This window comes from Streptomyces sp. NPDC037389 (assembly GCF_040636475.1).
Lineage (GTDB): Bacteria > Actinomycetota > Actinomycetes > Streptomycetales > Streptomycetaceae > Streptomyces > Streptomyces hesseae.
In genome coordinates, this window is the sequence record NZ_JBEZUS010000008.1 from 293600 (window position 1) to 319782 (window position 26183).

Annotated in this window: 21 protein-coding genes; 6 read left to right on the top strand and 15 right to left on the bottom strand. The window is 74.0% G+C overall.

The features are described from left to right. The first annotated feature begins 123 nt into the window (after positions 1-123). Positions 124-1290, top strand: coding sequence for an exonuclease SbcCD subunit D (locus tag AB0E98_RS20085; protein WP_361704265.1), 1167 nt, complete (start codon positions 124-126; stop codon positions 1288-1290). After that, entirely contained in the window at positions 1287-4478 is a 3192-nt protein-coding gene (locus AB0E98_RS20090; protein WP_361704268.1) for an SMC family ATPase, read from the top strand. Before AB0E98_RS20085 ends, AB0E98_RS20090 begins: the two co-directional genes overlap by 4 nt. On the opposite strand, the gene AB0E98_RS20095 is transcribed toward AB0E98_RS20090, so the two are convergent. Next, entirely contained in the window at positions 4426-4914 is a 489-nt protein-coding gene (locus AB0E98_RS20095) for an Lrp/AsnC family transcriptional regulator (protein WP_361704271.1), read from the bottom strand. The two genes, AB0E98_RS20090 and AB0E98_RS20095, sit on opposite strands and share 53 nt — an antisense overlap. 94 nt (positions 4915-5008) lie before the next feature. On the opposite strand from AB0E98_RS20095, the gene AB0E98_RS20100 reads away from it, so the two are divergent. Continuing rightward, positions 5009-5491 carry a rhodanese-like domain-containing protein gene (locus AB0E98_RS20100; RefSeq protein WP_361704274.1) on the top strand — a complete coding sequence of 161 codons (483 nt, stop codon included), beginning with the start codon at positions 5009-5011 and terminating at the stop codon, positions 5489-5491. Positions 5492-5592: 101 nt separating this feature from the next. On the opposite strand, the gene AB0E98_RS20105 is transcribed toward AB0E98_RS20100, so the two are convergent. The 3 genes from AB0E98_RS20105 to AB0E98_RS20115 all read right to left on the bottom strand — a co-directional run bounded on the left by AB0E98_RS20105 (position 5593) and on the right by AB0E98_RS20115 (position 10548). Further along, positions 5593-7278 carry a DUF885 domain-containing protein gene (locus AB0E98_RS20105; RefSeq protein WP_361704277.1) on the bottom strand — a complete coding sequence of 562 codons (1686 nt, stop codon included), beginning with the start codon at positions 7276-7278 and terminating at the stop codon, positions 5593-5595. Positions 7279-7344: 66 nt separating this feature from the next. Beyond that, positions 7345-8742: a GNAT family N-acetyltransferase gene (locus AB0E98_RS20110; RefSeq protein ID WP_361704279.1), complete on the bottom strand. Its 1398-nt coding sequence runs from the start codon at positions 8740-8742 to the stop codon at positions 7345-7347. A 972-nt stretch (positions 8743-9714) separates the two neighbouring features. Beyond that, positions 9715-10548, bottom strand: coding sequence for an NAD(P)H-binding protein (locus tag AB0E98_RS20115; RefSeq protein ID WP_361704282.1), 834 nt, complete (start codon positions 10546-10548; stop codon positions 9715-9717). A 282-nt stretch (positions 10549-10830) separates the two neighbouring features. On the opposite strand from AB0E98_RS20115, the gene AB0E98_RS20120 reads away from it, so the two are divergent. Next, positions 10831-11286: a MarR family transcriptional regulator gene (locus tag AB0E98_RS20120; RefSeq protein WP_361704285.1), complete on the top strand. Its 456-nt coding sequence runs from the start codon at positions 10831-10833 to the stop codon at positions 11284-11286. Between the two features lie 258 nt (positions 11287-11544). On the opposite strand, the gene AB0E98_RS20125 is transcribed toward AB0E98_RS20120, so the two are convergent. The 4 genes from AB0E98_RS20125 to AB0E98_RS20140 form a co-directional block, all read right to left on the bottom strand. Then, on the bottom strand, positions 11545-12042 hold the full coding sequence (locus tag AB0E98_RS20125) for a cupin domain-containing protein (protein WP_361704288.1): 498 nt from the start codon (positions 12040-12042) through the stop codon (positions 11545-11547). A gap of 622 nt (positions 12043-12664) precedes the next feature. Then, a complete protein-coding gene (locus AB0E98_RS20130; protein WP_361704291.1) occupies positions 12665-14041 on the bottom strand; it encodes an NAD(P)/FAD-dependent oxidoreductase in 1377 nt (458 codons plus the stop codon). A 60-nt stretch (positions 14042-14101) separates the two neighbouring features. Continuing rightward, entirely contained in the window at positions 14102-15709 is a 1608-nt protein-coding gene (locus AB0E98_RS20135; RefSeq protein ID WP_361704294.1) for an alkaline phosphatase D family protein, read from the bottom strand. Positions 15710-15825: 116 nt separating this feature from the next. Continuing rightward, on the bottom strand, positions 15826-16656 hold the full coding sequence (locus AB0E98_RS20140; protein WP_361704297.1) for an alpha/beta hydrolase: 831 nt from the start codon (positions 16654-16656) through the stop codon (positions 15826-15828). A 124-nt stretch (positions 16657-16780) separates the two neighbouring features. Here AB0E98_RS20140 and AB0E98_RS20145 point away from each other — a divergent pair, with 124 nt between their 5' ends. Next, the gene (locus AB0E98_RS20145) at positions 16781-17665 is read left to right on the top strand and encodes an RNA polymerase sigma-70 factor (protein ID WP_361704300.1); all 885 of its coding nucleotides are present in this window, start codon (positions 16781-16783) and stop codon (positions 17663-17665) included. A gap of 55 nt (positions 17666-17720) precedes the next feature. Here AB0E98_RS20145 and AB0E98_RS20150 read toward each other — a convergent pair whose 3' ends face one another. Then, on the bottom strand, positions 17721-18479 hold the full coding sequence (locus tag AB0E98_RS20150) for an SDR family oxidoreductase (RefSeq protein ID WP_361704301.1): 759 nt from the start codon (positions 18477-18479) through the stop codon (positions 17721-17723). A 209-nt stretch (positions 18480-18688) separates the two neighbouring features. Between AB0E98_RS20150 and AB0E98_RS20155 the strand changes: the two genes are divergently transcribed. Continuing rightward, positions 18689-19438 carry a GntR family transcriptional regulator gene (locus AB0E98_RS20155; protein WP_361704304.1) on the top strand — a complete coding sequence of 250 codons (750 nt, stop codon included), beginning with the start codon at positions 18689-18691 and terminating at the stop codon, positions 19436-19438. A gap of 18 nt (positions 19439-19456) precedes the next feature. Here the strand turns inward: AB0E98_RS20155 and AB0E98_RS20160 are convergent, their stop codons facing one another. The 6 genes from AB0E98_RS20160 to AB0E98_RS20185 all read right to left on the bottom strand — a co-directional run bounded on the left by AB0E98_RS20160 (position 19457) and on the right by AB0E98_RS20185 (position 26006). Then, the gene (locus AB0E98_RS20160; protein WP_361704307.1) at positions 19457-20614 is read right to left on the bottom strand and encodes an ROK family protein; all 1158 of its coding nucleotides are present in this window, start codon (positions 20612-20614) and stop codon (positions 19457-19459) included. Positions 20615-20691: 77 nt separating this feature from the next. After that, positions 20692-21231 carry a G/U mismatch-specific DNA glycosylase gene (mug, locus tag AB0E98_RS20165; protein WP_361704310.1) on the bottom strand — a complete coding sequence of 180 codons (540 nt, stop codon included), beginning with the start codon at positions 21229-21231 and terminating at the stop codon, positions 20692-20694. Positions 21232-21233: 2 nt separating this feature from the next. Then, positions 21234-22667 (bottom strand): adenylosuccinate lyase, encoded by a 1434-nt coding sequence (purB, locus tag AB0E98_RS20170; RefSeq protein ID WP_361704312.1) that lies wholly within the window; start codon positions 22665-22667, stop codon positions 21234-21236. A gap of 126 nt (positions 22668-22793) precedes the next feature. Then, positions 22794-23591, bottom strand: coding sequence for an SGNH/GDSL hydrolase family protein (locus AB0E98_RS20175; RefSeq protein ID WP_361704315.1), 798 nt, complete (start codon positions 23589-23591; stop codon positions 22794-22796). Between the two features lie 55 nt (positions 23592-23646). Then, entirely contained in the window at positions 23647-24660 is a 1014-nt protein-coding gene (locus AB0E98_RS20180; protein WP_361704318.1) for a hemolysin family protein, read from the bottom strand. Next, positions 24657-26006 carry a hemolysin family protein gene (locus AB0E98_RS20185; RefSeq protein WP_361704319.1) on the bottom strand — a complete coding sequence of 450 codons (1350 nt, stop codon included), beginning with the start codon at positions 26004-26006 and terminating at the stop codon, positions 24657-24659. The genes AB0E98_RS20180 and AB0E98_RS20185 overlap by 4 nt, the downstream gene beginning before the upstream one ends. Positions 26007-26183 lie beyond the last annotated feature (177 nt).

The window sequence follows — 26183 nt, forward strand, 5'->3', positions numbered from 1 at the left end:
CGGATGCGAAACTGGGGGACGGAACTGGACAGAGTGCCGTCCGGAACGGGTGCGACACAAGCGCACACCGATGCGGGAGACAAACAGCGGAGGGGACGAGACGATGCGGGCCGGAGCCGTCCTGTGAGACTGCTGCACACCTCGGACTGGCACCTCGGACGGTCCTTCCACCGCGTGAACCTCCTGGAGGCCCAGCGCGCCTTCGTCGACCACCTCGTCCGGACCGTCCGCGAGCACCGCGTCGACGCCGTGCTCGTCGCCGGCGACGTCTACGACCGGGCCGTGCCCCCGCTCGCCGCCGTCGAGCTCTTCGACGAAGCCCTCCACCGGCTCGCCGAGCTCGCCGTCCCCACCGTGATGATCTCCGGCAACCACGACTCGCCCCGCCGCCTCGGCGTCGGCGCCGGACTCATCGAGCGCGCCGGAATACACCTGCGCACCGACCCCGACGGCTGCGGCACCCCCGTCCTCCTCGCCGACGACCACGGCGACGTCGCCTTTTACGGCCTGCCCTACCTCGAGCCCGCCCTCGTCCGCGAACGGCTGGGCGCTGCCAAGGCCGGGCACACGGCCGTGCTCCAGGCCGCCATGGACCGGGTACGGGCCGACCTCGCCGGGCGGCCCGACGGCACCCGCGCCGTCGTCCTCGCCCACGCCTTCGTCGCCGGGGGAACCACCAGCGACAGCGAGCGCGACATCACCGTCGGCGGCGTCGCCGCCGTCCCCGCCGAGGTCTTCGACGGCGTCCACTACACCGCCCTCGGCCATCTCCACGGCAGCCAGGCCATCACCGACCGAGTCCGCTACTCCGGCTCCCCGCTCGCCTACTCCTTCTCCGAGGCGAACCACCGCAAGACCATGTGGCTGGTCGACCTCGACGGGGACGGCACCGTCACCGCCGAGCGCCTCGACTGCCCCGTGCCGCGCCGCCTCGCCCGGATCCGCGGCCGGCTGGAGGAGCTCCTCGCCGAACCGGGCCTGGAGCGGCACGAGGACGCCTGGGTCGAGGCCACCCTCACCGACCCGGAACGCCCCCACGAGCCCATGGCCCGGCTCACCCACCGCTTCCCCCACACCCTCAGCCTGGTCTTCGAACCCGACCGGGCCCCCGAGGACCCCCTCGCCTCCTACGCCTCGCGGCTGCGCGGCCGCACCGACCAGCAGATCGCCGAGGACTTCGTGGCACACGTACGCGGCGGCGACGGACCCGACGCGGCCGAGCGCGCCGTGCTCACCGTCGCGCTCGACTCCGTCCGCCTGGACGAGGCCGCCCGCGAGGTGACCCCATGAGGCTCCACCGGCTCACCCTGACCGCCTTCGGGCCCTTCGGCGGCACCCAGCACATCGACTTCGACGAGCTCGCCGGCGCGGGGCTGTTCCTGCTCCACGGGCCCACCGGCGCGGGCAAGACCTCCGTCCTCGACGCGGTCTGCTACGCGCTCTACGGCGGCGTGCCCGGCGCCCGACAGGGCACCGGCCTCACCCTGCGCAGCGACCACGCCGACCCCGGCACCGCCACCGAGGTCGTCCTCGAACTCACCGTCGGCGAACGGCGCCTGGAGCTCACCCGGCGCCCCGAGCAGCCCCGCCCCAAGAAGCGCGGCACCGGTTTCACACGGGAGAAGGCGTACAGCGCGCTGCGCGAACTGCCCGCCGGGGCCACGGAGTGGAAGGCGCTCAGCCGCTCCCACGACGAGATCGGCGAGGAGATCACCCGGCTGCTCGGCATGAACCGCGAGCAGTTCTGCCAGGTCGTCCTGCTGCCGCAGGGCGACTTCGCCCGCTTCCTGCGCGCCGAGGACGGCGCCCGCGCCCGGCTCCTCGGCCGCCTCTTCGACACCGGCCGCTTCGCCGCGGTGGAGGAACACCTCGCGGAGCTCCGCCGCGCGGCGGAGGCGCGGGTGCGCACGGGCGACGAACGTCTGCTCGCCCTCGGCCACCGGATGCGGCAGGCGGCCGCGGACCCGTCCCTGCCCGAGGTGGGGACGCCGCACCCGGCGACGGTGGCGGGCGGAGGAGAACCCCGGACCCGCCCGGGCACACGCACGCCCGCCTCCGCGAGCCTGCCGGCCGCGACGGCTCCGGACGCGGAGGGTGCTGCCGTGCCGCGCCCGGCCGCCGGGCGCGTGCCCGCGCCGCGCGCCGGCCGGGGCGCGGCAGCGCCCTCCGCGCCGCTCGTGCCCGGCGCCGCCGGGCTCGCCGAGGCCGTGCTGGAGTGGGCGGCTCTCGCCCGTACCCACGCGCGGGAGCGGCGGGACATCGCCGTCACGGCGGCCCGCGCCGCCGAGCGCGGGCATCACCTCGCGCGGCAGCGCGCCGACGAGGCGCGGGATCTGGAGCGGTCGCAGCGGCGGTACGCCGACGCACTGCGGCGTGCCGCCGCCCTCGCGGAGGGGCGGGAGGAACGGGACGCGCTGCGCGAGCGGCTGGCGCGGGGGCGGGCGGCCGAAGTCGTCGCGCCCGCGCTGGAGGCGCGCGAGCGGGCCGAGTCCGGGCACCGGGCCGCGGCCGGGGCCGAGCACCGGGCCAGGACGCCGCTCCCCCCCGAACGGCGCGAGGCCGGCGCCGAGGAGCTCGGCGCCCTGGAGCACGCCCTCCGCGCGGAACTCGGCTCGCTCGCCGCCGCCCGCCGGGCCGAGGACCGCGCCGCCGCGATCACCACCGAGACCAAGGGGCTGGAGCGGGCCGCCGACGCCGCCGAGGCCGTCCTCGCCGAGGCCGCCGACTGGCTGGCCGGCTGGGACGCCACCCGCCGGGACCACCAACGGCGCGTCGACGAGGCACAGGAGGCCGCCGGGCAGGCCGAACGCCTCGCCGCCCGCCTGGAGACCGAACGGCAGCGGCTCGCCGCCGCCCGCCGCCGCGACGGGCTCGCCCACGAGGCGTCCGCCGCCGAGGCCCGGCTGCTGCGCGCCCGCGAGGAGGCCGTCGCCGCCCACGAGCACTGGCTCGACCTCAAGGAACGCAGGCTGCTCGGCATCGCCGCCGAGCTCGCCGCCGGGCTCGCGCCCGGCGCCCCCTGCGCCGTGTGCGGCGCCACCGAGCACCCCGGCCCGGCCCGCGCCGACGCCGGACAGGTGGACCGCGCGGCCGAGGAGGCCGCGCTGGCCGCGAGCCGGCGCGCCGACGGGGCCCGGGACGCGGCGGACCTGGCGCTGCGGCCGCTGCGCGAGGAGCTGGCCGTGGCCACCGCCGACGCGGGCGAGGCCACCGTCGCCGGCCTCACCGCCCTCGTCGACGACCTGGCCCGCGCCCACGCCGGGGCCCGCGCCGCCGCCGAGGACCTCCACCGCGCCCGCCAGGCCCAGGAGAGCGCCGAGCGCGAGCACGAGCGGCGCCGCACCGGGCAGGAGGAGGCCCGGCTGCGCCTCGCCGCCCACGCCACGCGCCGGGACAGCCTCGACGAGGAACTCCGCGCCCTGACCCGGGAGCTGGACCGCGCCCGGGACGGCGCCGAGAGCGTCGCCCACCGCGCCGCGCTGCTGGAGCGCCGGCTGGGCCTCGTCGCGGGCGCCGCCGAGGCCGCGCGGGAGACGGCCCGCACGGCGGACCGGCTCAAGGAGGCCGACGACCGGCTCGCCGACGCCGCCTACCGCGCCGGTTTCGGCACCCCCGCCCAGGCCGCGGAGGCGCTGCTGAGCGCCCCCGCGCGACGGGAGCTCGACGAACGGGAGGAGGCGTGGCGGCGCGAGGAGGCGGCCGTCGCGGCCGAACTGGCCGACCCCGGCCCGGCGGAGGCCGCCGCGCTGCCGCCCGCCGCCCCGGAGGCGGCCCGTACGGCCGCCGACGCCGCGACCCGGCTGCTGCGGCACGCCTCCGCCGAGGAGGCCGCCGCCCGGACCCGCTGCGACGAACTGGACCGGCTCTCCGCCGAGGCCGTCACCGACGCCCGCCGCCTGGCACCGTTGCGCGCGGAGTACCACCGGGTGGCCGAGCTCGCCTCGCTCGCCGCCGGCACCTCCGCCCGCAACGAGCGCAAGATGCGCCTGGAGTCGTACGTCCTGGCCGCCCGGCTGGAGCAGGTCGCCGCCGCCGCGACGGTCCGGCTGCGACGGATGTCGGGCGGGCGCTACACGCTCGTCCACTCCGACGCCCGGACCTCCGGGCGCGGCCGCTCCGGCCTGGGCCTCCACGTCGTCGACGCCTGGACCGGCAGCGAGCGCGACACCGCCACGCTCTCCGGCGGGGAGACCTTCTTCGCCTCGCTCGCCCTGGCCCTGGGCCTCGCCGACGTGGTCACGGAGGAGGCGGGCGGCGTCCGCCTGGACACCCTCTTCATCGACGAGGGCTTCGGCAGCCTCGACGAGCAGGCCCTGGACGAGGTCCTCGACGTCCTGGACTCGCTGCGCGAACGCGACCGCACCGTCGGCATCGTCAGCCACGTCGCCGACCTCAGACAGCGCGTCCCCGCGCAACTGCACATCGTCAAGGAGCGGTCGGGCTCGTCCGTCCGGCACCGGGCGGCGTCCGCCGGCTGAACGGGCGGCGGGGCAGCGGCGAGGAGTAGACCACGCTCGTGGTCACCGCGCCGAGTCCGCCGATCCGGCCCGCCACCTCCTCCAGGTGGCGCATGGAACGGGCGGTGACCTTCAGCACGAAGCAGTCGTCGCCGGTGACGTGGTGCGCCTCCAGGATCTCGGGGGTCGAGTCCAGCAGATCGTGGAAGGGCTTGTAGTTGCCGTTCGGGTAGCGGAGCCGGACGAAGGCCAGCACCGGCAGACCGAGCCGCTCGGGGTCCACCACCGCGGTGTAGCCCTCGATGACGCCCGCCTCCTCCAGCCGGCGGACCCGCTCGGTCACGGCGCTGGCGGACATGTTCACCGCGCGGGCCAACTCGGCGTAGCCGGCCCGGCCGTTGCTCTGGAGGGCGTCGAGTATGCGCCAGTCGGTGGCGTCGGGGGAATAGCCGGTCATGTGCGATGTCTAGCAGGGGATTCCCCGGTAGGGCAATGGTTTCGCCGGGGATCACCGGTTCCGGCGGCCGGTCACGGACCGTAGATTTCCGGGCATGACCGCAACCGCCGCCCGGGCCGTCAGCCCCGTCCTCGCCGTTCCGCCCGCCGACCCCACCGCAGCCGCGGCCTACTTCGCCGCCCGGCTCGCCTTCCACACCGACGTCGCCGACGTCCACGCCTCACTGGCCACCGGCCGCGCGGACTTCACAGTGGTCGACTCCCGCTCCACCGCCGCCTGGGACCAGGGGCACATTCCCGGCGCGGTCCACCTGCCGACCGCCGACGTCCCACGGCTGGCCGCCGGAGTCCTGGACCCCGCCGCGCCCGTCGTCGTGTACTGCTGGGGGCCCGGCTGCGACGGCGCCACCCGGGCCGCGCTCGCCCTCGCCCGCCTCGGCTACCGCGTCAAGGAGATGCTGGGCGGCATCGAGTACTGGATCCGCGAGGGCTACGAGGTGGAGACGTGGGAGGGCAGGAGCGTCCGGGAGCCCGACCCGCTGACCGCCCCGGTCGGCGCCGCCGACTGCGGCTGCTGACGGCCGCGCCCGCCCCGAGCCGCCGACGGCTGCCGCACCCGTCGACTGCCGCACCCGACGGCTGCCGCACCCGGCGGGGGCGCGGCAGCCGTACGCGCGTGTCAGAGCGCCGACAGCTCCGTCACCAGGTCGTCCAGGCCCAGCGAGCCCAGGGACAGCGCCGCCATGTGCCAGGCCTTGGCGTCGAACGCCGCGCCGTGGGCCGCGCGCGCCGCCTCCCGGCCGGTGAGCCAGGCGCGCTCGCCGAGCTTGTAGCCGATCGCCTGCCCAGCCATCCCCTGATAGCGCACCAGCTCGCTGTCGACGAAGTCCGCGGGGCGGCCGCTGTGCATGCCGAAGAACTCCCGCGCCAGCTCCGGCGTCCAGCGCTCACCGGGGTGGAAGGGGGAGTGCTCGGGGATCTCCAGCTCCAGGTGCATGCCGATGTCGATGATCACCCGCGTGGCGCGCATCATCTGGGCGTCCAGATAGCCCAGGCGGCGCTCTGGGTCGGTGAGGAAGCCCAGCTCGTCCATGAGCCGCTCCGCGTAGAGCGCCCACCCCTCGCAGTTGGCGCTGACGAGACCGACCGTGGCCTGGTAGCGGGAGAGCCGGTCCGCGACGTGCACCCACTGCGCCAGCTGGAGGTGGTGACCGGGCACGCCCTCGTGGTACCAGGTCGACACCAGGTCGTACACCGGGAAGCGGGTCTCGCCCATGGTGGGCAGCCAGGTGCGGCCCGGGCGGGAGAAGTCCTCGGACGGCTGGCTGTAGTACGGCGCCGCCGCGCCGCCCGGCGGGGCGATGCGGGACTCGACGCGCTTGACGCGCTCGGCCAGTTCGAAGTGGGTGCCGTCCAGCGCCTCGATCGCCTCGTCCATCAGCTCCTGGAGCCAGACCCGCACTTCCTCGACGCCCTCGATGTGGGTGCCGTGCGCGTCGAGGTGGGCCAGCGCCTCCCACGGGGTCTTCGCGCCCGGCAGGATCTTCTCCGCCTCCACGCGCATCTCGCCGAGTATGCGGTGGAATTCGGACCAGCCGTAGGCGTACGCCTCGTCGAGGTCCAGGTCGGTGCCGTTCCAGTAGCGGGACCAGCGGGCGTACCGCTCACGGCCCACGACGTCCGGCGCGCCCTCGACGGCCGGGGCGTAGACGTCCCGCAGCCAGTCGCGCAGCGCGACGAGGCCGCCCGTGGCGACGAGCGCCGACTCCGCCAGCTCGGCGCTCAGTTCCTCGGGCCCGTCGGCGACGAGGTCGCCGAACCAGCCCGCGCCCGTGCCGATCCAGTCCGTCAACTGCCCCAGCACCGTGGTCACCTGGCGGGGGCCGCCGAGCAGGCCCCGCGACAGCCCCTCGGCGAGGGCGGCGCGATAGCCCTCCAGGGCCGCCGGCACGGCGCGCAGCCGCTCGGCGACGGCCGACCAGTCGTCCTTGCCGTCGAGCGGCATGAGCGTGAACACCTCGCGCACCATGTGCAGCGGCGAGTGCATATTGCTGACCGTGCGCAGGTGCTCGCCGGCGTCGTGCACGGCGAGTTCGGCGGTCAGCCGCTCGCGCAGCAGCCGGGCGCAACGCCGCTCGCCGTCGCTGTCCCCGCCCGGCCGCGCCTCGGCCTCGGCCAGCGCCTCCAGGGTGGCGCGCGCCAGGTCGGCGATGGCCCGCTGCCCCGCCGGGGAGAAGTCCGGCAGCCGCCGGGAGCTCTCCGCGATGCCCAGAAAGGTTCCTGTGATCGGATCGAGCTCGGTGAAAGCGGTGACGTAGGCGTCGGCGACCTGGCGGGGCAGTTCTGCGCTGGTGGTGTTCGGCATGCGCCCATCCTCGTACGCGCGGTACCGCCGCGTCACCGGTTTTTTTCCCCTCCGGTGGGCCGCCGGTCAGCCGCCCGTGGCGCGGCGTACGGCCACGGAACGCTCCGGGGCGGCCGGGGGCCGGTCGGCGATACGGGCGGTGATGACGAGCGTGCCCTCCTCGATCTGGTAGTCCAGGGGCAGCTCCAGGGCGCGCATGGCGGCGACGACCCCGGTGTTGGAGGCGGTGGTGACGGCGTAGACGCGTTCGCAGCCCGCCTCGGCGGCCATGGCCACCAGCCGGCCCAGCAGTTCGCCGCCGACCCCGCGCCGCTGCCAGGCGTCCTCGACGAGCAGCGCCACCTCGGTCTCGTCGCCGTCCCACAGCAGATGCCCGAGCGCCACCAGCCGTCCGGCGGCGGTGTACGCGGCCAGGGTGCGGCCGAAGCGGGGGCTCAGCAGGTGGTGGAGATAGCGGTCGGTGTCGCCGACGGGGCCGTGGTAGCGCTGGGAGAGGGTCGCCGGGGAGCAGCGCTCGTGCATCTCCCGGGCGGCGGCCAGGTCGCCGGTGCCGGCGCGCCGGACGGTGATCTCGCCGCCCTCGGGCAGTGTCAGCACGTCGCCCGGGTGCGCCGCGCGCGGGCCCAGGCGGGCGTCGAGCTCGACCAGCGCGCGGGCGCGGGCGAACTCGGTCGGGGTGAAGGGCAGATACGGGCGGTCGATGGTGATGGTGCCGCCGGAGGGGTCGCGCAGCCGCATCACCGTCCCCTCCCACATCCCGTCGTCCGGTACGGACTCGCCGGCCGTGCCGGAACGGGCGGCCGGTATCGAGCGGATGGTGCAGCGGCCCAGCAGCCGACGCAGGGCGAGCGGCAGTTCGGCGGCGTCCAGGGCGGTGCGGGTGGCGAGGTGGAGGACCCGGGTGGGGACGTCCACCAGGTCGTGGGCGTCGGCCCGCTCCAGCCAGGTGTCCCGGCCGCCGCCCTCGGCGGCGGCGCGGGTGAGCTCGGCGGGGCCCTGGGCGGCGGGGGCGCGCAGCAGCAGTTCGTCGGCGGTGCCGTCGCCCAGCGGGTGGGTCTGGAGGGACAGTATGTCGACGCCGAGGCCCGCGAGGGCCAGGCCGAGGGCGGCCAGGCTGCCGGGCTCATCGCGTACGGTCGTCCGCATCCGCCACAGCGCCGTGGCGCCGCCGCGCCGGGCGGTGGGCGTGGTGGCCTCGGCAGCGGCGGGCGGGGCGGGCACGGTGCCGGGGGCGGGTGCCGGGGGCGCCGGGCCGCGGCGCCGCGACCACCAGGTGTGGAACGCGGCCGTGGCCAGCAGCGCCGCGGCGGAGGCACCCAGCAGGACGGGGCCGTCGGGGCCGTGGACGACGGTGTTGGCGACGGAGTCGGCGATGGCGACCGCGGTGAACAGTGCGGCCAGTTCCACCAGGTCCCGGCGCCAGTGGTGCCGGTGGGAGCTCTTCGCGATGGTCTCGTCGGTCATGCCGCCCACCCTGGCGGAGCGGTGTTGCGTGATCACGAACGCCCTGTGTCCGATGAGTAAAGGCCGCTTCTGTTCGCTTCTGTGCCCGCGTTCTCAAGGGTGCCGGTCGCGGCGGGGCCCACGCTCGCGACATCGCCGAACGAGGCCACCCACCAGTGGCCGCAGGCTGGGGGCCACGAGTGGCCCAGAAGTGAGATAGGGCGAGGCCGCCGCCGATCATTGACACCGGGCTCGGCGTCGATCTCGACCTCACCGTCAACGCGACCATCATCCCCGGCTACGTGGCCCTTATCCGGGACCTGATCAAGGCGCCCGGATGTCAGTCGGCCGACGGCGAGGTGCGCCTTGTCGACTCCGCGGCCAACGGCGGCGTCACGATCCGGGCCCTTCTCGCGGCGACCCGTGATGACCGCCCGCCCCCCGCAGTTGCCGCCGGGGCCGCTTGACCGGCGCATCCGCAACCGTCCCGTCGCGGCGTTCCTCGCCGGAGCCCGCGCAGGACGAGCTTGCCGCCCCTGGCCCCCGCACCGTCTTCTGGTGACAGCCCAGCCGTCGGGCAACCACCGGCGCCCGCAGCCCGTCCCAGCTCAGCACGATGATCCTCACCCGCAGGATCCAGTCGGCCGGTGCCTGCCGGGCACCGGCCAGCCTGCGGATCTGCCCTTCCTCGACCGCGTCAGCGGCTGGACTGGCCAACAGCAACTTTGGCACGGTAACTCGCCCCCGGGAAGCCCGAGCCAGCACCCCACACCCCTGCTTCTACCCCGCCAAAGAGGAATCGAGCAGTAGCCCTGCTCCACCCCGGACGCGAGTCCTCCGGGCCTGGCGCCGCCAGAGCTCCACGGCATCTGTGCGTGGGCTTCTTCCCGGCAAGCCGCATCCCGCACGGTCATCGAGACGAAGAGACTGGGGCGAAGGTGCTTTCCGGAGCGTCGTGGTGCCGACCGCAGCCGCAGCCGCAGCCGCCGCGGCTCAGCGGAAGGCGGCGGCGTGCTCCGCCGCCCACTGCCGGAAGGGCCTGGCCGTGGAGCCGGTGACCTGCGAGACCGTGTCGCGCACCTGAAGCAGGGCGTCGTTGACGTCGCCGCCGGTCACATCGAGTACCGCGTCCGCGGCCTCGTCCCCGAAGATCGCGGCCATCTGGGCGTGGGCCTCTTCTCGGCTGATCTCGGCGAAGGGCACGTCCCGCCCCAGCGCTTCGGCGATGGAGGCCACCTGCTGACGGGCTGTCACCCGTTCCGGGCCGGTCAGGGCGTACGTCCGGCCCTGATGGCCGGGCCCGGTCAGCGCCACGCGCGCCACCGACGCGATGTCCGCGGGGTGGATCGTGGGCAGGCCGACGTCCGCGTACGGCATGCGGACCGCCTGCCCGTCGCGGATCGACGCCGCCCACATCATGGCGTTCGAGGCGAACTGCGTCGGCCGCAGGATCGTCCAGGCCATGCCGCTGTCCTTGAGCAGCCGCTCGACGGCGAGGTTCTCGCCTGCGGGGCCGAGATGCGGATGCGTCTGGACGGTGATGGACGACACGAGCACCACGTGCTCCACACCCGCCTGCCGGGCCGCGTCGAGGATCTCGGCGTCCGAGCCCAGACGCGACACGAGGAACAGTGACCGCACGCCCTCCAGCGCGGGCTTCAGCGAAGCCGTGTCGGCGAAGTCGCCTTCGACCGCCTCGACCCCGGCGGGGAACGCCGCCCGCGAGGCGTCGCGGGTGAGCCCTCGCAGCGGACCGGCACCGCATGCGTGCAGCTCCGCCAGCAGGACGCTTCCTATGTTTCCGGTGGCTCCTGTCACGAGGATCACGAGCGCCCTCCCTTTCATCGGATGATCAATGCGAGCGGCTGCGCATCGCCCTGCCCGGCCAGGCCGCCAGAAAGGCCGGAGGGGCCGGTCTCGGACAGCACCGCGCCGGCCTTCGAGCCGGACTGCCGCAGCACCTTGAGATGCCGGCACTCGGGGGCGCCGTACCCCCGGCGGGCGGCCGCGGGATCGCGGGACTCGCCCCTTCGGCGTGGCAAGATTGTCCCGTTCGGGACTGTCCCGAATTTACTACCGATCGGGACTATCCCGCAAGCGAGTGATGTGATGGACGAGCTGTTCGACGACCCGCGCTGGGAGGCCTACGGGATGCTCCGCGAGGCGTACCTGGCCGTGACCACGTATATCGACGCCGAGGTCAGCCCGCAGGGCGACACGGACGCATCGATCTCGGACGTACTGTTCCGCCTGGCCCGCACCCCCGGCCACGCGCTGCGCACCGTGGACGTCACCCGGGCCCTCGCCACGAGCACAACCCGCACCACCCGGCTGCTCGACACGATGGAGCAGCGCGGCCTCGTCACCCGCGGCGCCCATCCGACCGACCGGCGCGTCACCCTCGTGTCACTCACCGACGACGGGCTCGCGGAGGGACGACGGCGCGGCGCCCTGGCGCTGACCGCGAGTCAGCGCCACATCCAGGACGTACTGGCACCCGACGACGTGGCCGCGATGACCGCGATCCTGCGCCGCCTCCGCGACGCCAACCAGAAGGCCCGCTGAGCGGTCTTGTCGAAGCCCGGTGCGGTACCGCGCCCCGTAAGGGGCGCGGGGAACTGAGCGACCAGCCCCACCGGCCCGCGGCGGCTCGTAGGCGATCTCGTCGGGCTTGCCGATGCCGCGTCGGGCCGGCGCCCACCGTCGGTGCAGGGGTACGGCGCCGCCGAACTCGCCGACGGAGCCGAGCCGGACGGCTGCCCTGTGGTAGCGGTACGGCCCCTTGACGCCGCTCCGGGTGACACTCGAGGGACCCGTCAGCCGTCAGCGCCGTGTGGCGTCCCAGATCTCGCTGGTCCCGAAGTAGGAGTCGTACAGTTCCTGGACTTCGAGGAGGCTCTCCGGCGGCACTTTGCCGTAGCGGATGCGCTCAAGATGGCGGAAGTACTCGAAGCGCTCCACCCCGGGCGTGATGATGACGAGCATGTCCGCGATCTCGCCGGGCGCGGCGGCGAAGGCGTGCTGTGTGCCGGGCGGTACGACGACCACGTCCCCGCGCTCCGCCGTGACCACTTGGTCGCCGGACAGCAGCTGGGCGGTGCCGTCGAGGATGTAGAACATCTCGGCGGACTTGCCGTGGTGGTGCGGACGGGCGCCGTTCGCACCTTTGCCGAGGGTGACACGCATGCTGGAGAGCGCTCCACCGGTGGCGGGGCTGTCGACGAGCAGCTGGTTGGTCACCGGACCGCCCGCGCCTGTCAATTCGGCGTCAGCAGCGCGTACGACGACGGTTTCATCGAAGTCAGGGATGAAGAGGGACATCATTTGCTCCTGAAATGTTGATCACGCCGAAACGTACGCCATGTACCAGGTCGAAGGCCACAGCGAGTCCTGCCGGATGGAGATCACCCGCCAGCACTACAGCCGGAGATCTTGAGGGCCGATGATCGGTGAGATCGGCTTGTCGTGTGCCCCGGTGCGCAGTCGGGGTGGCAAAGGGGTCTTTGCGGCGCCGGCAGTGGCTGACGGTGTGGCCCGTGTCTGGTGGGCGGCATCCAGAGTCCGCAGGCCAGGATGGCTTCGGCGGGGTGGTGTGGGTCGAGTCGGATGGCGGCCAGGCGGTGCCGGACGGAGGGCCGCAGAAGTGGGTGACGCTGGAGGGGTAGCGACCGGCTCGCTACTTGTCCACGCGTGATGAGTGGTGTCATGGCGCCATCGCGCAGACCGCGCAGGACCTCTGCGAACCGCGGCGCCATCCTCGCCGCACTGGAGACCGGCGGCATCGGCCCAGCCCTCGCCCTGACTGTCGGCGGCATCGCGTACGGGCTGCCGACCCGCGATCCCGAGCAGCCGCGGCAGAAGCGACGGCCAAGGAGGCGAGCGATGCGACGTGTTCACCCCCACGCGCCTGCCGGTCTCCATGTGCCCGACGTGTGCCCGATGATCAAGGGCGTACCTCGCCCGACCACAGGGAATGGAGAGCGTCCTCCACCCCCCGGTGGAAGGTCGGATAGGCGTAGATCATGTGCCGGAGCGTGGCCACGGGCACCTCCGCCCGGACCGCCACCGCCAGGCCGTACATCACCTCGCCGCCCATGGGCCCCACCGCCGTCGCGCCGACCAGCACCCCGCGGTCGGCGTCCTCGACCAGTTTGACCAGGCCCTCGTTGCCCGCCTTGTGGATCCAGCCGCGCGCCGAGTCCGGCACCTTCGAGCACCCCGTGCGCACCCGCAGCCCCTTGTCGCGGGCCTGCTTCTCGGTCAGGCCCACCGCGCCGACCTCCGGGTCGGTGAAGGTCACCCGGGGCAGGGCGCGGTAGTCGGCGTCCGGGCCGCCCCGGCCGAGGATCTCGCGGAGCACGATGTCCGCCTCGTACATCGCCACATGGGTGAAGGCCCCGTGCCCGGTCACATCGCCCAGCGCCCACAGCCCCGGTGCCACCCGCATCCGGCCGTCCGTGGGCAGCGTCCGGACCGACGGGTCGAGGCCGACGGTGTCCAGCCCGAGCCCGGAGAAGTCCGCGCTCCGGCCGGTCGCCACCAGCAGCTGATCACCCGTCAGCTCCGAGCCGTCCGCCAGCTCCAGCACGAACGCGTCGCCGTCGTGCCGCACCCGCGCCGCCCGGGTGCCCGTGCGCAGCGTCAGCCCCTCGGTGCGCAGCACCCCGGCCAGCAGCTCGCCCGCCTCCGGCTCCTCCGCGGGGATCAGGCCGTCCATCGCCTCGATGACGGTGACGCGCGTACCGAACCGGGCGTAGACCTGGGAGAGCTCCACGCCGATCGCCCCGCCGCCCAGCACCAGCAGCGAGCGCGGCGGCTCCTTCGCGGCGATCGCGTCCCGGTTGGTCCAGTACGGCACGGAGTCGAGGCCCGGCACCGGCGGGATCTGCGGCTTGCTGCCCGTGGCGACGACGATGCCGCGCCGGGCCTCGAAGACCTCGTCGCCGACCGCCACCTTCCCCGGCCCGGCGAGCCGCCCCCGGCCGCGCACCAGCCGCCCGCCCTTGCCCGTGAACCGGTCGGCGGCGACCCGGTCGTCCCAGTCGTCGGTGGCCTCGTCCCGGATGCGGGCGGCGACCGGGGCCCAGTCGGTGTCGACCCGCGCCGAGCCCGCCATACCGGGAATCCGGCGGGCCTCGGCCAGCAGATTCCCGGCGCGGATCATCATCTTGCTGGGCACACAGGCCCAGTACGGGCACTCGCCCCCGACCAGCTCGGCCTCGACGCCCACCACGTCCAGCCCGGCCTCCGCCAGACCGCCCGCGACGTGCTCGCCGCCGGGGCCCATCCCGATGACGACGACATCCACCTGCTCGGTCACGGCACCGCACCTTCCTCGCGACGGGTGAGACCGCCACCATCCCACCGTGCCGCGAGGGCGTCACTGTCCGACGCGCCCCGGTTGGAGCACCTTGGTGAACAGAACGCCGCCGGTTTCGCTCCGCAGCCGCACGGCCAGCTCGCCGCTGTCCCCGTCGATGGCCACCTCGCCGAAGAACTGGCTGTCCTGCCCCGGCGGGACGTTCGCCGTCGCGGGCGCCTTGACGAAGGGCTGCTCGGGCCCGAAGGTGCCGTCCAGCTTCACGGCCGGGAAACCACCCGCGTTCAGCGGGCCCGAGACGAACTCCCAGAACGGCGCGAAGTCCTTGAACGCCGCCCGCTCCGGGGCGTAGTGCTGCGCCGAGGTGTAGTGGACGTCCGCCGTCAGCCAGACCGTGCCCGTGATCCGCCGGTGCTTGATGTGCCGCAGCAGCTCGGCGATCTGGAGCTCACGGCCGAGCGGCGCGCCCGGGTCGCCCTGGGCGACCGCCTCGAAGTTCTCCGGACCGTCCGTGACCACCAGCCCGAGTGGCATGTCGGAGGCGATCACCTTCCACACCGCGCGGGACCGCGACAGCTCCCGCTTGAGCCAGCGCAGCTGGCGCTCGCCCAGGATGCCCTGGGTGTCGTCGGGCCGCCGGTTGGGAGAGTTGGCGTTCCGGTAGGTGCGCATGTCCAGGACGAAGACGTCCAGCAGCGGGCTGTGGCGCAGCACCCGGTAGACGCGCCCGTCGGCGTCGGGGGTGAGGGTGGACAGGGGGAAGTACTCGGAGAACGCCTTCAGCGAGCGCGCGGAGAGGACGTCGGCCCGCTTCTCCGTGTAGCGCGCGTCGTCCAGGAGCTGGCCGGGGTACCAGTTGTTGTGCACCTCGTGGTCGTCCCACTGCACGACGGTGGGCACCTGGGCGTTGAAGCGGCGCAGGTTCTCGTCGAGCAGGTTGTAGCGGAACGCGCCCCGGAACTCCGCCAGGGTCTCGGCGACCTTCGACTTCTCCTCGGTGGTGATGTTCCGCCAGGTGCCGCCGCCGGGCAGGGCCACGGTCGCGGGGATGGGGTTGTCGGCGTAGATGTTGTCGCCGCTGCACAGGAAGAAGTCGGGGTCCAGCCGGCGCATGTGCTCGTAGATCCGGTAGCCGCCCCGGTCGGGGTTGATGCCCCAGCCCTGCCCCGCGAGGTCGCCCGACCAGAGGAACCGGACGTCCTCGCGGCGCGTGGCGGCGGTGCGGAACGAGCCGTACACCGGGCGGCTCGTGCGCCGCGGGTCGTCGGGGTCGGCGAGGACCACCCGGTAGTGGACGCGCTCCCCGGCGGGCAGGCCGCGCAGGGCCGTCCGGCCGGTGAAGTCCGTGCCGGGGCCGACCACCGGCCCGGTCCAGCGGCGGACATCGCGGAACGACTCGGTCGCCGAGGTCTCCACGATCATCCGGGCCGGGCGGTCCGAGCGCACCCACACCAGCCCCGACGAGGCCGTCACATCGCCGGCCTGCACACCCCAGTCGGCGCTCGGCCGGCCCGACAGGAGCTGTGCCGGCGCGGACGGCGCCCGTGCGGACAGCGCTTGTGCGGGCGTCGCCCCCGCGAGCGGCGGCAGCGCGGCCGCTCCGGCGGCCGCCAGAGAACCTCGCAGCACCGATCGCCGGCCGACCCCCGGGCCGTACGCCTTCACCATCGGACCGTCCTCCTGTGCCCGGCGGCCCCACGGAGCCCGGCCGCTTCTTCCTCCACTGGTCGTCCATTTCCTACCGGGGCCATGTGCCCGGCAGCCGAACTCCCCATGAACAGCGCTCAGCGCGAGGTGTCCAGCGCCACGCGGGCGACGAGCGCGGGGTCGTCGTTCATGGGCACGTGACCACAGCCGGGCAGGCGGACCAGCCGGGCCCCGGGGATCACCTTCTTCGCCCGCACCCCCTGGCGCCGCAGGAGCAGCCGGTCCTGGGTGCCCCAGGCGACGGTGACCGGCACGTCCGGCACGTCGTGGGTGTAGAGCAGCGAGCGCCCGGCGGCCAGGGTGGCCTCGAAGCCGGTCGCCTCGCGCAGCGCCCGTGTCTCGGCGATCAGGGCGTCGGGCGAACGGCGGCCCGGCCGGGCGTAGATGGAGCCGGCCAGCGCGGCGCGGCCCGCGGTCGTCCGGGCCAGCCGGGCCACGGTCGGCTCGGGCAGCCGCTGCGCGCCCGTCCGCATGCCCCGCAGCAGCGCGTACGCCCACCGGCGCTCGCTCTCGGTCCAGAAACCGGCGGGCGAGAGCGCCGTGACGGACCGGACGAGCCTGCGGTGCCCCAGCTCCAGGGCGATCAGGCCGCCGAGGGAGTTGCCCACGACGTGCGGCCGGTCCAGGCCGAGGGCGTCGAAGAGCGCGCCGAGCACGGGGATGACGCCCTTGAGGTCGTAGGAGATCCCGCCGGGCAGCCCGGGGGAGAGCCCGAAGCCCGGCAGGTCGACGGCGACGACGTCGTGCTCGGCGGCGAGCAGGCCCACCACCGGGTCCCAGACCTGGAGATGGTGGCCGATCCCGTGCAGCAGAACCATGGGCTCCCCGCCGCCGAGGCGTTCGTACACCACCGTGGCCGTGCGCGGTCCGGAGGGCGTGTCGACGGGAAAGGAGATCTTCTCGGCCATGGGCGGTGCTCCTCGTCATCCGTGGGGCGACGTACCGAGACAGGATGTCAGCAACGGTTACCGCTTGGTAGAGCGTGGGCGCGATCACGTGGACAATCACCACCCCCTCCGCTGGGATGAGGAGGTGAACGCAAGTGATTCCCTGCTCGACGCCTTCGAAGAACACCGCACCACTCTCAACGGGGTGGCCTACCGCATGCTCGGCCGGTTCGCCGACGCGGAGGACGTCGTCCAGGAGGCGTGGCTGCGCTGGTCGGCGGCGGACCGCGAGGACGTCCGCGACCCGCGCGGCTATCTCGTGCGCGTCACCACCCGGCTGGCCCTCGACCGGCTGCGCCTGGCGCAGACGCGGCGCGAGACCTATGTGGGGCCGTGGCTGCCCGAGCCCGTCGCCACCGACTTCGGCACGACCGTCCCCGACACCGCCGAACGGGCCGTGCTCGCCGACACCGTCTCCCTCGCCCTGCTCGTCGTCCTCGAATCGCTCTCCCCGCTGGAGCGCGCGGTCTTCGTCCTCCGCGAGGCCTTCGGCTTCCCCTACGCGGACATCGCCGAGGCCCTAGACCGCTCGGAGGCGGCCGTGCGGCAGCTCGCCGGGCGGGCCCGCCGTCATGTGGCGGAGCGCAGACCGCGCTTCGACGTCGACGCCGCGGGCCGCCGGGAGCTCACCGAGCGGTTCCTCGCCGCCGCCACCGGCGGCAGCGTCGAGGACCTGCTCGCCCTCCTCGCCCCCGGCGTCCGCCTCGTGGGCGACAGCGGCGGCAAGGCCAAGGGCCCGCTGCGCGTGCTGGAGAGCGCCGACAAGGTCGCCCGTTTCCTGCTGGCCATCGCCGCCAAGCCGATCACCGACCCGGAGGTCCGGATCGTCGAGGTCAACGGCGCCCCGGCGGTGCTGGTGCTGTCCCGGGGGCTGCCCGACACCGTCGTCAGCGTCGAGACCACCGACGGGTTCATCACGGAGATCCACGTCATGCGCAACCCCGACAAGCTGACGGGGGTGCTGCCCTGACGCTCCCGGCCGGGACCGGAACGGGGCCGGGGCGTCAGGGCGGGCCGGGGTACGGCTACAGCCCGCCGGCCACGCGCAGCACCGCGCCCGTGGTGTACGACGCCTCCGGCGACAGCAGCCACGCCACCGCCCCGGCGACCTCCTCGGGCTCGCCGGGGCGGCCCATCGGGATGCCGCCGGCCTTGCGCCAGGGGCGCTCGGGGTCGCCCATCGCGGCGTGGATGTCCGTGACGATCATGCCGGGCTGGACGGAGTTGACCCGGATGCCCTCGGCGGCCAGCTCCTTGGACAGGCCCGTCGTCATGGCGTCCACGGCGGCCTTGCTCGCCGCGTAGTGCACGTACTCGCCCGGGCTGCCCAGGGTGGAGGCGGCCGAGGAGATGTTGACTATCGCGCCACCCCGCCCGCCGCGGCTCGTCGACATCTCCAGCGTCGCCCGCCGGGCGCAGATCAGCGCGCCGGTGACATTGACGTCGACCACGCGGCGCATCTGCTCCACGGGGGTCTCCGTGAACCGGCCCAACAGGCCCGTGATCCCGGCGTTGTTGACGAGGCCGGTGATCGCGCCCAGCCGCTCCTTCACCGCCTCGAAGAAGGCGTCGACCTCGCTCTCGACGCTGGTGTCGACCTGGAGGGCGACCGCCGCCACGCCCTCCGCGCGCACCGCCTCGGCCGTCCTCTCCGCGGCGTCCGCCGAGCGCTCGTAGCCGATGGCCACCGCGTGGCCCGCCCGTGCCAGCCGCAGCGCGACCGCGGCGCCGATGCCCCTGCTCGCTCCGGTGACCACCGTGACCTGGTCCGGGACCTGTCGCATAATCGTGCGCCCCCTTGACGTTCCGTCGATTTCCCACCGACTCGTACTGGTGATCAATAACCGTATCCGACGGTATCGGAGGGCACTGACAGTGGCCGGTTCGCGACGCCATTGGTCTTGACCAAGTAGGCGCACCGCCCTATGGTCGCAGGCATACTGCAACAACCTTTAATAAATAAGCGCGCGAAAAGCCTTTGCGGAGGGTCAGGGTGGGGAGCACGCAGCTGGAATCGGTGCCGGAGCCCAAGTACTGGCACCTGAAGACCGTCCTCAGCGACGCACTCGACTCCGAGTTCGCGGTGGGTGAGATCCTGCCCAACGAGCGTGAGCTCGCGGCCCGTTTCGGCGTCGCCCGGGCCACGCTCCGGCAGGCGCTGGAGCAACTGGAGCTCGAGGGCCGGTTGCAGCGCCGGCGCGGCGTCGGCACCACCGTCGCCCCGCCCCGGATGGGGGTCGCGGTCACCGACCCCGAGCACTCCTGGCCCGGCGCCCCGGGCGACGCCTGGCAGCCCGTCGACGGTGCCGAACAGGTCCCGCCGGCCGCCGTGGCCCGGCTCCTCGACATGGATCCGGCCACATCGCTGCACACCGTCCGACGCACCCGCAAGACGCGCGGCCAGCCGGTCGCCACCGAGGTGCTGTACGTGCCCGCCGCGAGCGTGCCCGGCCTCGCCGGCGACGAGCCGCCCACCGGGCCGGCCCGCGCCCACGCCGTGCTGCGCGAGCTCCAGCGGCTGCGGCTGGAGGGGCAGGACCAGGCCGTGGAGCTCGGCTCGGCCCGCGCCGACGACGCCAAGCAGCTCGACAGGCTGCCCGGTTCTCCCGTCCTCGTCGTCACCACGCGCTACTTCTCGGGCGGGCGCACCGCCGCCGTCGCCGTGGCCACGTACCGGGCCGACACCTGTCGGCTGACCTTCGGGGACGCCACGGCCCCCGCCGTACAGCTCCTGGCGGGCTGACGCGCCGGCCGCCGCCGGTCACCGCCGGGCGGTGACCGTGCTCTCGACCGCGAAGAGCTGCTTCTCGACGTGGTCGAGGGCCAGGCGCAGCGCCCCCGTGGCCACCGCCGCCTCGCCCAGCAGCGACTGGGCCACCAGCGGCGGCCGCAGACAGTAGCGGGCGAGCTGGGTGCGCAGCGGCTCCAGGATCCCGTCCAGGCCGGCGGCCCAGCCGCCGACCACGACCAGTTCCGGGTCCAGCGCCAGTACCAGCGCCGCCACGTCGTGCACGAGCCTGCGCAGATAGCGCTCCACGGCGGCCCGGGCCCGTTCGTCCCCCCGCGCCGCGAGCGCGAACACCTCGGCCACCTGGGCCTCGTCCAGCGGATGCAGTGGTTCCCCGGTGGTGGAGAGGACCTCCTCGGGGGTGGCCTCGCGCCCCAGCAGATGCAGCGCGCCGATCTCCCCGGCCGCGCCCCCGAAGCCCCGGTGGAGCCGCCCGCCGATCAGCGCGCCGGCGCCCGGGCTCAGCCCGGCCAGCACGAACACGACGTCGTCGGACTGCCGGGCCGCGCCCTTCCAGTGCTCGGCCACGGCGGCCGCGTTGGCGTCGTTCTCCACCAGCACCGGGCAGCGGAACGAGCGGCGCAGCCGCTCCCCGAGCGGCAGCCCCGTCCAGCCGGGCAGCGCCGTGCCCAGCCGTACGGTGCCGTCCGCCTCCACGATGCCGGGAGTGGCCACGCCCACCGCCCGCAGCGAACTGCGGGCCACACCCGAGCGTTTGAGCAGATCGGCGACGGCCACCCGCACCTGTTCCAGGCGCTCGTCGGCCGACGCGGTCGCGGAGACCTCCACCTGCGCGGCGCCCATGACCCGCCCGCCCAGGTCCGCCATCAGCGCGGCGACGCGGTGCGGGCCGATCTCGACGCCCAGCAGATGCCCGGCCTCGACCCGGAAGCGGAATCTCCGGGCGGGGCGGCCCTGACGGCGCGTCGCGCCCTCGTCGACGGCCGCCTCCACCACCAGACCGGTGTCGATCAGCCCCTCGACCACGCCTTCGACGGTCGGCCGGGACAGGCCCGTCACCGTGACCAGGTCCGTGAGCGTGGGGGCCTCGGCGGCGCGCAGCGCGTGCAGCACCACGGCCGAATTGATCCGCCGCAGCAGCGACGGATCCCCGCCGGTGAGCCGCCCCACGTGCCCGCCTCCTCGCTTTGCGCTCCTTTTGCCGACGGATCGTAGCCGGTGGGAGTCGAGGGGGCGAGCGCCAGGGCTTACCCGTCGCCCACGGCGGCCCGCAGCCGCCCGTACTCCTCGGCCATCCGCGGCAGCGTCCAGTGCGCGTTCAACCCGCTTGGATTGGGCAAGGCCCAGATCCGCGTCTCCCCGATCGTCCGCTCCTGCGGCCCGATCTTCGCCTTCTTGTCGCCGAAGGCGACGCGATAGGCGGTCACGCCGGCTATCGCCAGCCACTTCGGCCGCAGCAGGAGGACCTTCTCCACGAGAACGCGCCCGCCCTCCCGGTACTCCTCGTCCGTCAGCTCGTCGGCCCGCGCGGAGGCCCGGGCCACCACATTGGTGATCCCGAGCCCGTACGCGAGCAGCTCGCCCTGCTCCGCCGGCGCCAGCCGGCGGGGCGTGAAGCCGGAGGCGTGGAGGACGGGCCAGAAGCGGTTGCCGGGGCGGGCGAAGTGATGGCCCGTGGCGGCGGTCAGCAGCCCGGGGTTGATGCCGCAGAACAGGACGTCGAGGCCGTCCGCGACCACGTCGGGGACGAGACGGTCGCGGGCGGCCTCCAGCTCTTCAGGAGTCATCCTTAAAGGATGGACCCCGGCTTGTACGCGGCCGCCTCCGGGTACCGCTTGGCGATCTCCTCGATACGGGAGACCACCGTGGCGACCTGGTCGCCCGCAGCGCCGGTGAAGGACAGCTTGTCGGCCATCAGCGCGTCGAGCGCGGCGCGGTCCAGCGGGATGCGCCCGTCGGTGGCGAGCTTGTCCAGCAGCTCGTTGCGCTCGGCGCCCCGCTCGCGCATCGCCAGCGCGGAGGACACCGCGTGCTCCTTGATGACCTCGTGTGCGACCTCGCGGCCGACCCCGGCCCGCACCGCGCCCATCAGCACCTTGGTGGTGGCGAGGAAGGGGAGGTAGCGGTCCAGCTCACGGGCGACGACGGCCGGGAAGGCGCCGAACTCGTCGAGGACGGTCAGGAAGGTCTCCAGCAGGCCGTCGAGCGCGAAGAACGCGTCCGGCAGGGCCACGCGGCGGACCACCGAGCAGGAGACGTCGCCCTCGTTCCACTGGTCGCCCGCCAGCTCGCCGGTCATCGAGGCGTAGCCGCGCAGGATCACCATCAGGCCGTTGACGCGCTCGCAGGAGCGGGTGTTCATCTTGTGCGGCATCGCGGACGAGCCGACCTGGCCGGGCTTGAAGCCCTCGGTGACCAGCTCGTGGCCGGCCATCAGCCGGATCGTCTTGGCGAGCGAGGACGGCGCGGCGGCCAGCTGGACCAGCGCGGTGACGACGTCGTAGTCGAGGGAGCGCGGGTAGACCTGGCCGACGGAGGTGAAGGCGTGGGCGAAGCCGAGGTGCTCGGCGGTCCGGCGCTCCAGCTCCGCGAGCTTCGTGGTGTCGCCGCCGAGCAGGTCGAGCATGTCCTGGGCGGTGCCGACCGGGCCCTTGACGCCGCGCAGCGGGTAGCGGGCGAGGAGCTCCTCGGTGCGGGCGAAGGCCACCAGCAGCTCGTCGGCGGTGGTCGCGAAGCGCTTGCCCAGCGTGGTGGCCTGCGCGGCGACGTTGTGCGAGCGGCCCGCGACGACCAGCTCGGCGTGGTCGGCGGCCAGCTTGCCGATCCGGGTCAGGACGGCCACGACGCGGTCGCGGACCAGCTCCAGGGAGAGCCGGATCTGGAGCTGCTCGACGTTCTCCGTGAGGTCGCGGGAGGTCATGCCCTTGTGGACGTGCTCATGGCCGGCGAGGGCGTTGAACTCCTCGATGCGGGCCTTCACGTCGTGCCGCGTGACCTTCTCGCGCTCGGCGATCGAGACCAGGTCGACCTGGTCGAGGACGCGCTCGTAGTCGGCGAGGGCGGTGTCGGGCACCTCGATCCCCAGGTCCTTCTGCGCGCGGAGCACGGCCAGCCACAGCCGGCGCTCCAGCTTCACCTTGTGTTCGGGGGACCACAGCACGGCCAGCTCGGGGGAGGCGTAGCGGCCGGCGAGGACGTTGGGGATGCGGGGCTTTGCAGTCACGTGACCGAAGTCTACTGGCGGTTCGCGCAGACGGACGCCCCGCCCCGGTTTGTCGCTTGCTACAAGAGGGGCGCGGCTTGCCACGAGAGCGCCGGGATCACGGAAGCGCCAGGATAAGCGCCGGGCTCAGGAGGCCGGGGCGTCGTACGGCAGCAGCTCGGCGCGCTTGGGCGGCCGGCCGTCGCCCGAGGAGCGGCCGGTCAGCCGGCGGCCGATCCACGGGGCCAGGTGCTCCCGGGCGAAGCGCGCGTCGGCCGTGCGGCGGGCGGCCCAGCCGGGGCGCACGGCCGAGGGCAGGGGCGCCCGCCAGTCGAACTCCGCCGGGTGGCCCAGCGCCTGCCAGACCGCCTCGGCCACCCGCCGGTGCCCCTCGCCGTCGAGGTGCAGCCGGTCCTCGGCCCACAGCCGGGAATCGCCCAGGACGTCGGCGCCGAAGAGGTCCACGACCACCGCGCCGTGCCGCCCGGCCAGCTCGTCGACGAAGCCGAAGAGGTGCTCCATGCGCGGCCGGAACCGTTCCGCCACCGGGCCCCGGCGCCCCGGACTGCGCATCAGCACCAGCTGCCGGCAGCTCGGGGCCAGCCTGTCCGCCGCCTCGGCGAGGCGGGCGCAGACCAGGTCCACGTCGCACTTGGGGCGCAGGACGTCGTTGAGCCCGCCCACCAGCGTCACCAGGTCCGCGCTCATGGCGGCGGCCGGGCCCGCCTGCTCGTCGGCGATCTGGGCGATCAGCTTGCCGCGTACCGCCAGATTGGCGTAGCGGAAGCCGGTGGTCCGGGCCGCGAGCCGGGCGGCGAGAAGATCCGCCCAGCCGCGGTAGGAACCGTCCGGCAGGCCGTCGGACATGCCCTCGGTGAAGGAGTCGCCGACGGCGACGAAGCTGGTGTACGGCTCGGGGTGCGTGTACGCGGCATTCATCGGCATGGCGGGGGCGATCCTATCGCCCCCGCCGCCGGGGGACCGCCGGTCGGGGCCGGAGTCAGGGCCGGGAGCCGACCAGCTCGCGCAGCACGTCCTCCAGGGTGACCAGCCCGGCCAGCCGGTTGTCCTCGCCGATGACCGCGGCGAGGTGGGCGCCGGTGCCGCTCATGGCCGTGATCACGTCGTCCAGCGGGGTGTCCGCCCGGACCCGGGCGATCGGGCGCATCCGCCGCAACGGGAAGGGCATGTCGCGCGGCTTGGCGTCCAGGGCGTCCTTGACGTGCAGATAGCCCAGGATGCGGCTCCCGTCGTCGACCACGGGGAAGCGCGAGTAGCCGGAGGTGGCGGAGAGCCGCTCCAGCTCCTCCGGGGTCACCCCGAAATGGGCGCTGACCACGCGCTCCAGCGGCATCACCACGTCCTGGACCGGGCGCTTGCCCAGCTCCAGGGCGTTGCGCAGCCGCGCGGTGGCCCGCTGGTCCAGCAGCTCCGCCGCGCTGGAGTCGGCGACCATCCGGGCGAGCTGGTCGTCCGAGAAGACGGCCGTGACCTCGTCCTTCGGTTCGACGCGCAGCAGCTTCAGCACCCCGTTCGCCAGCCCGTTGATGGCGAAGACGAAAGGCCGCAGGGCCCGCGCCAGCGTCACCAGCGGCGGGCCGAGCAGCAGCGCGGTGCGCACCGGCTCGGCGAGCGCGATGTTCTTCGGCACCATCTCGCCGAAGAGCATATGGAGATAGGTGGCCAGGGCCAGGGCGATCATGAAGGACAGCGGGTGGATCATCCCGACCGGCAGCCCCACCGCCTCGAAGAGCGGCGTCGTCAGGTGCGCGATGGCGGGCTCGGCCACCACGCCGAGGACCAGCGTGCACAGCGTGATGCCCAGCTGGGCCGCCGCCATCAGCGCCGAGATGTGCTTCAGGCCCCACAGGACGCTACGGGCCCGGCGGTCGCCGGCGTCCGCGTAGGGCTCGATCTGGCCGCGGCGCACGGAGATCAGGGCGAACTCCGCGCCCACGAAGAAGGCGTTGACGACCAGCGTCGCCAGCCCGATCAGCAACTGGACCACGGTCATCGGTCCGCACCCCCCCTGGCGGCCGCGCCGCCGTCCGTCTCCGGCAGGGGGGCGGTCAGCAGCACCCGGGCCGCGCGCCGCCCGGCGGCGTCGGTGACCCGGATCCGCCAGCCCACGACCTCGATCGTGTCGCCCTCGTCCGGGATCCGGCCGAGCTCGGTGGCGATCAGCCCGGCCACGGTCTCGTACGGGCCCTCCGGCGCGCGCAGCCCGATGTGCTCCAGCTGGTCGGTGCGGGCCGCGCCGTCGGCGTCGTAGAGCTTGCGGCCGTCGGCGTCCCGGCCCGCGGGGGCCAGGTCGGGCAGCTCGTGCGGGTCGTGCTCGTCGCGCACCTCGCCGACGACCTCCTCGATGATGTCCTCCAGCGTGACGACGCCGGCGGTGCCGCCGTACTCGTCGATGACGACGGCCATGCTGCGCTTGCCGGCGAGCCGGTCCAGCAGCCGGTCCACGGTCAGCGACTCCGGGACGAGCAGGGGTTCGCGCAGGATCGCGGTGACCGGGCGGCGCGGGCGCTCGTCGGCCGGTATGGCCAGGACGTCCTTGACGTGGGCGAGGCCGACGACCGTGTCGAGGCTGCCCTGGTAGACGGGGAAGCGGGACAGACCGGTGGCGAGCGTCGCGTTGGCTACGTCCTCGACGGTGGCCCGGGTGTCGAGCGCGATGACCTGGACGCGCGGGGTCATCACGTTCTCCGTCGTCAGGTCCGCGAGGTTCAGGGTGCGGACGAACAGCTCGGCGGTGTCCGCCTCCAGCGCGCCCTCCTTGGCGGAGTGCCGGGCCAGTGCGATCAGCTCCTGCGGACCGCGCGCGGTGGCGAGTTCCTCGGCGGGTTCCAGGCCCAGTCGGCGCACGACGTGGTTGGCGGTGTTGTTGAGGTGGCGGATCAGCGGGCGGAAGGCGGCGCTGAACGCGCGCTGCGGGCCCGCGACCCGCTTGGCCATCGGCAGCGGCCGGGAGATCGCCCAGTTCTTGGGCACCAGCTCGCCGACGACCATCAGTACGACGGTGGAGATCACCGTGCCCAGGACCAGGGCGATCTGGGACGCCACCGAGGCGGACAGGCCGATCGCCTTCACCGGGCCGGTGAGCAGCGCGGCGATGGACGGCTTGGAGATCATGCCGATGATCAGGCCGGTGACGGTGATGCCCAGCTGCGCTCCGGACAGCTGGAAGGTGAGGCTCCGGACGGCCTTGAGGGCACCCTCGGCGCCGCGCTCTCCACTGTCGGCCGCCCGCTCCAGCTCGGCGCGCTCGACGGTGGTGAGGGAGAACTCCGCCGCGACGAAGACGGCGCAGGCGAGCGTCAGCAGCAGCGCCACCACCAGGAGGAGGACTTCGGTCATCGGTTCACCTCCGTCCCATGATCGGACAGGGGAGGAAGGACCGCGCGATGTCGGCTCCGGGGACTACTGGGGGGCTCGCCCATGGGCGGACGCTCACACCTTTCACTCATGACGGGGTCGGATCCCTGGGAAACAGGATGGTCACCATCACTGACGATGGTGACCATCAATAGTAAA

Coding starts and splice junctions, on each gene's coding strand:
- AB0E98_RS20140 (WP_361704297.1), bottom strand. CDS start 16,656: ATGGCCGAGAAGATCTCCTTTCCCGTCGACACGCCCTCCGGACCGCGC.
- AB0E98_RS20100 (WP_361704274.1), top strand. CDS start 5,009: ATGACCGCAACCGCCGCCCGGGCCGTCAGCCCCGTCCTCGCCGTTCCG.
- AB0E98_RS20105 (WP_361704277.1), bottom strand. CDS start 7,278: ATGCCGAACACCACCAGCGCAGAACTGCCCCGCCAGGTCGCCGACGCC.
- AB0E98_RS20185 (WP_361704319.1), bottom strand. CDS start 26,006: ATGACCGAAGTCCTCCTCCTGGTGGTGGCGCTGCTGCTGACGCTCGCC.
- AB0E98_RS20150 (WP_361704301.1), bottom strand. CDS start 18,479: ATGCGACAGGTCCCGGACCAGGTCACGGTGGTCACCGGAGCGAGCAGG.
- AB0E98_RS20095 (WP_361704271.1), bottom strand. CDS start 4,914: ATGACCGGCTATTCCCCCGACGCCACCGACTGGCGCATACTCGACGCC.
- AB0E98_RS20120 (WP_361704285.1), top strand. CDS start 10,831: ATGGACGAGCTGTTCGACGACCCGCGCTGGGAGGCCTACGGGATGCTC.
- AB0E98_RS20110 (WP_361704279.1), bottom strand. CDS start 8,742: ATGACCGACGAGACCATCGCGAAGAGCTCCCACCGGCACCACTGGCGC.
- AB0E98_RS20180 (WP_361704318.1), bottom strand. CDS start 24,660: ATGACCGTGGTCCAGTTGCTGATCGGGCTGGCGACGCTGGTCGTCAAC.
- mug (WP_361704310.1), bottom strand. CDS start 21,231: ATGACTCCTGAAGAGCTGGAGGCCGCCCGCGACCGTCTCGTCCCCGAC.
- AB0E98_RS20175 (WP_361704315.1), bottom strand. CDS start 23,591: ATGCCGATGAATGCCGCGTACACGCACCCCGAGCCGTACACCAGCTTC.
- AB0E98_RS20125 (WP_361704288.1), bottom strand. CDS start 12,042: ATGTCCCTCTTCATCCCTGACTTCGATGAAACCGTCGTCGTACGCGCT.
- AB0E98_RS20090 (WP_361704268.1), top strand. CDS start 1,287: ATGAGGCTCCACCGGCTCACCCTGACCGCCTTCGGGCCCTTCGGCGGC.
- AB0E98_RS20135 (WP_361704294.1), bottom strand. CDS start 15,709: ATGGTGAAGGCGTACGGCCCGGGGGTCGGCCGGCGATCGGTGCTGCGA.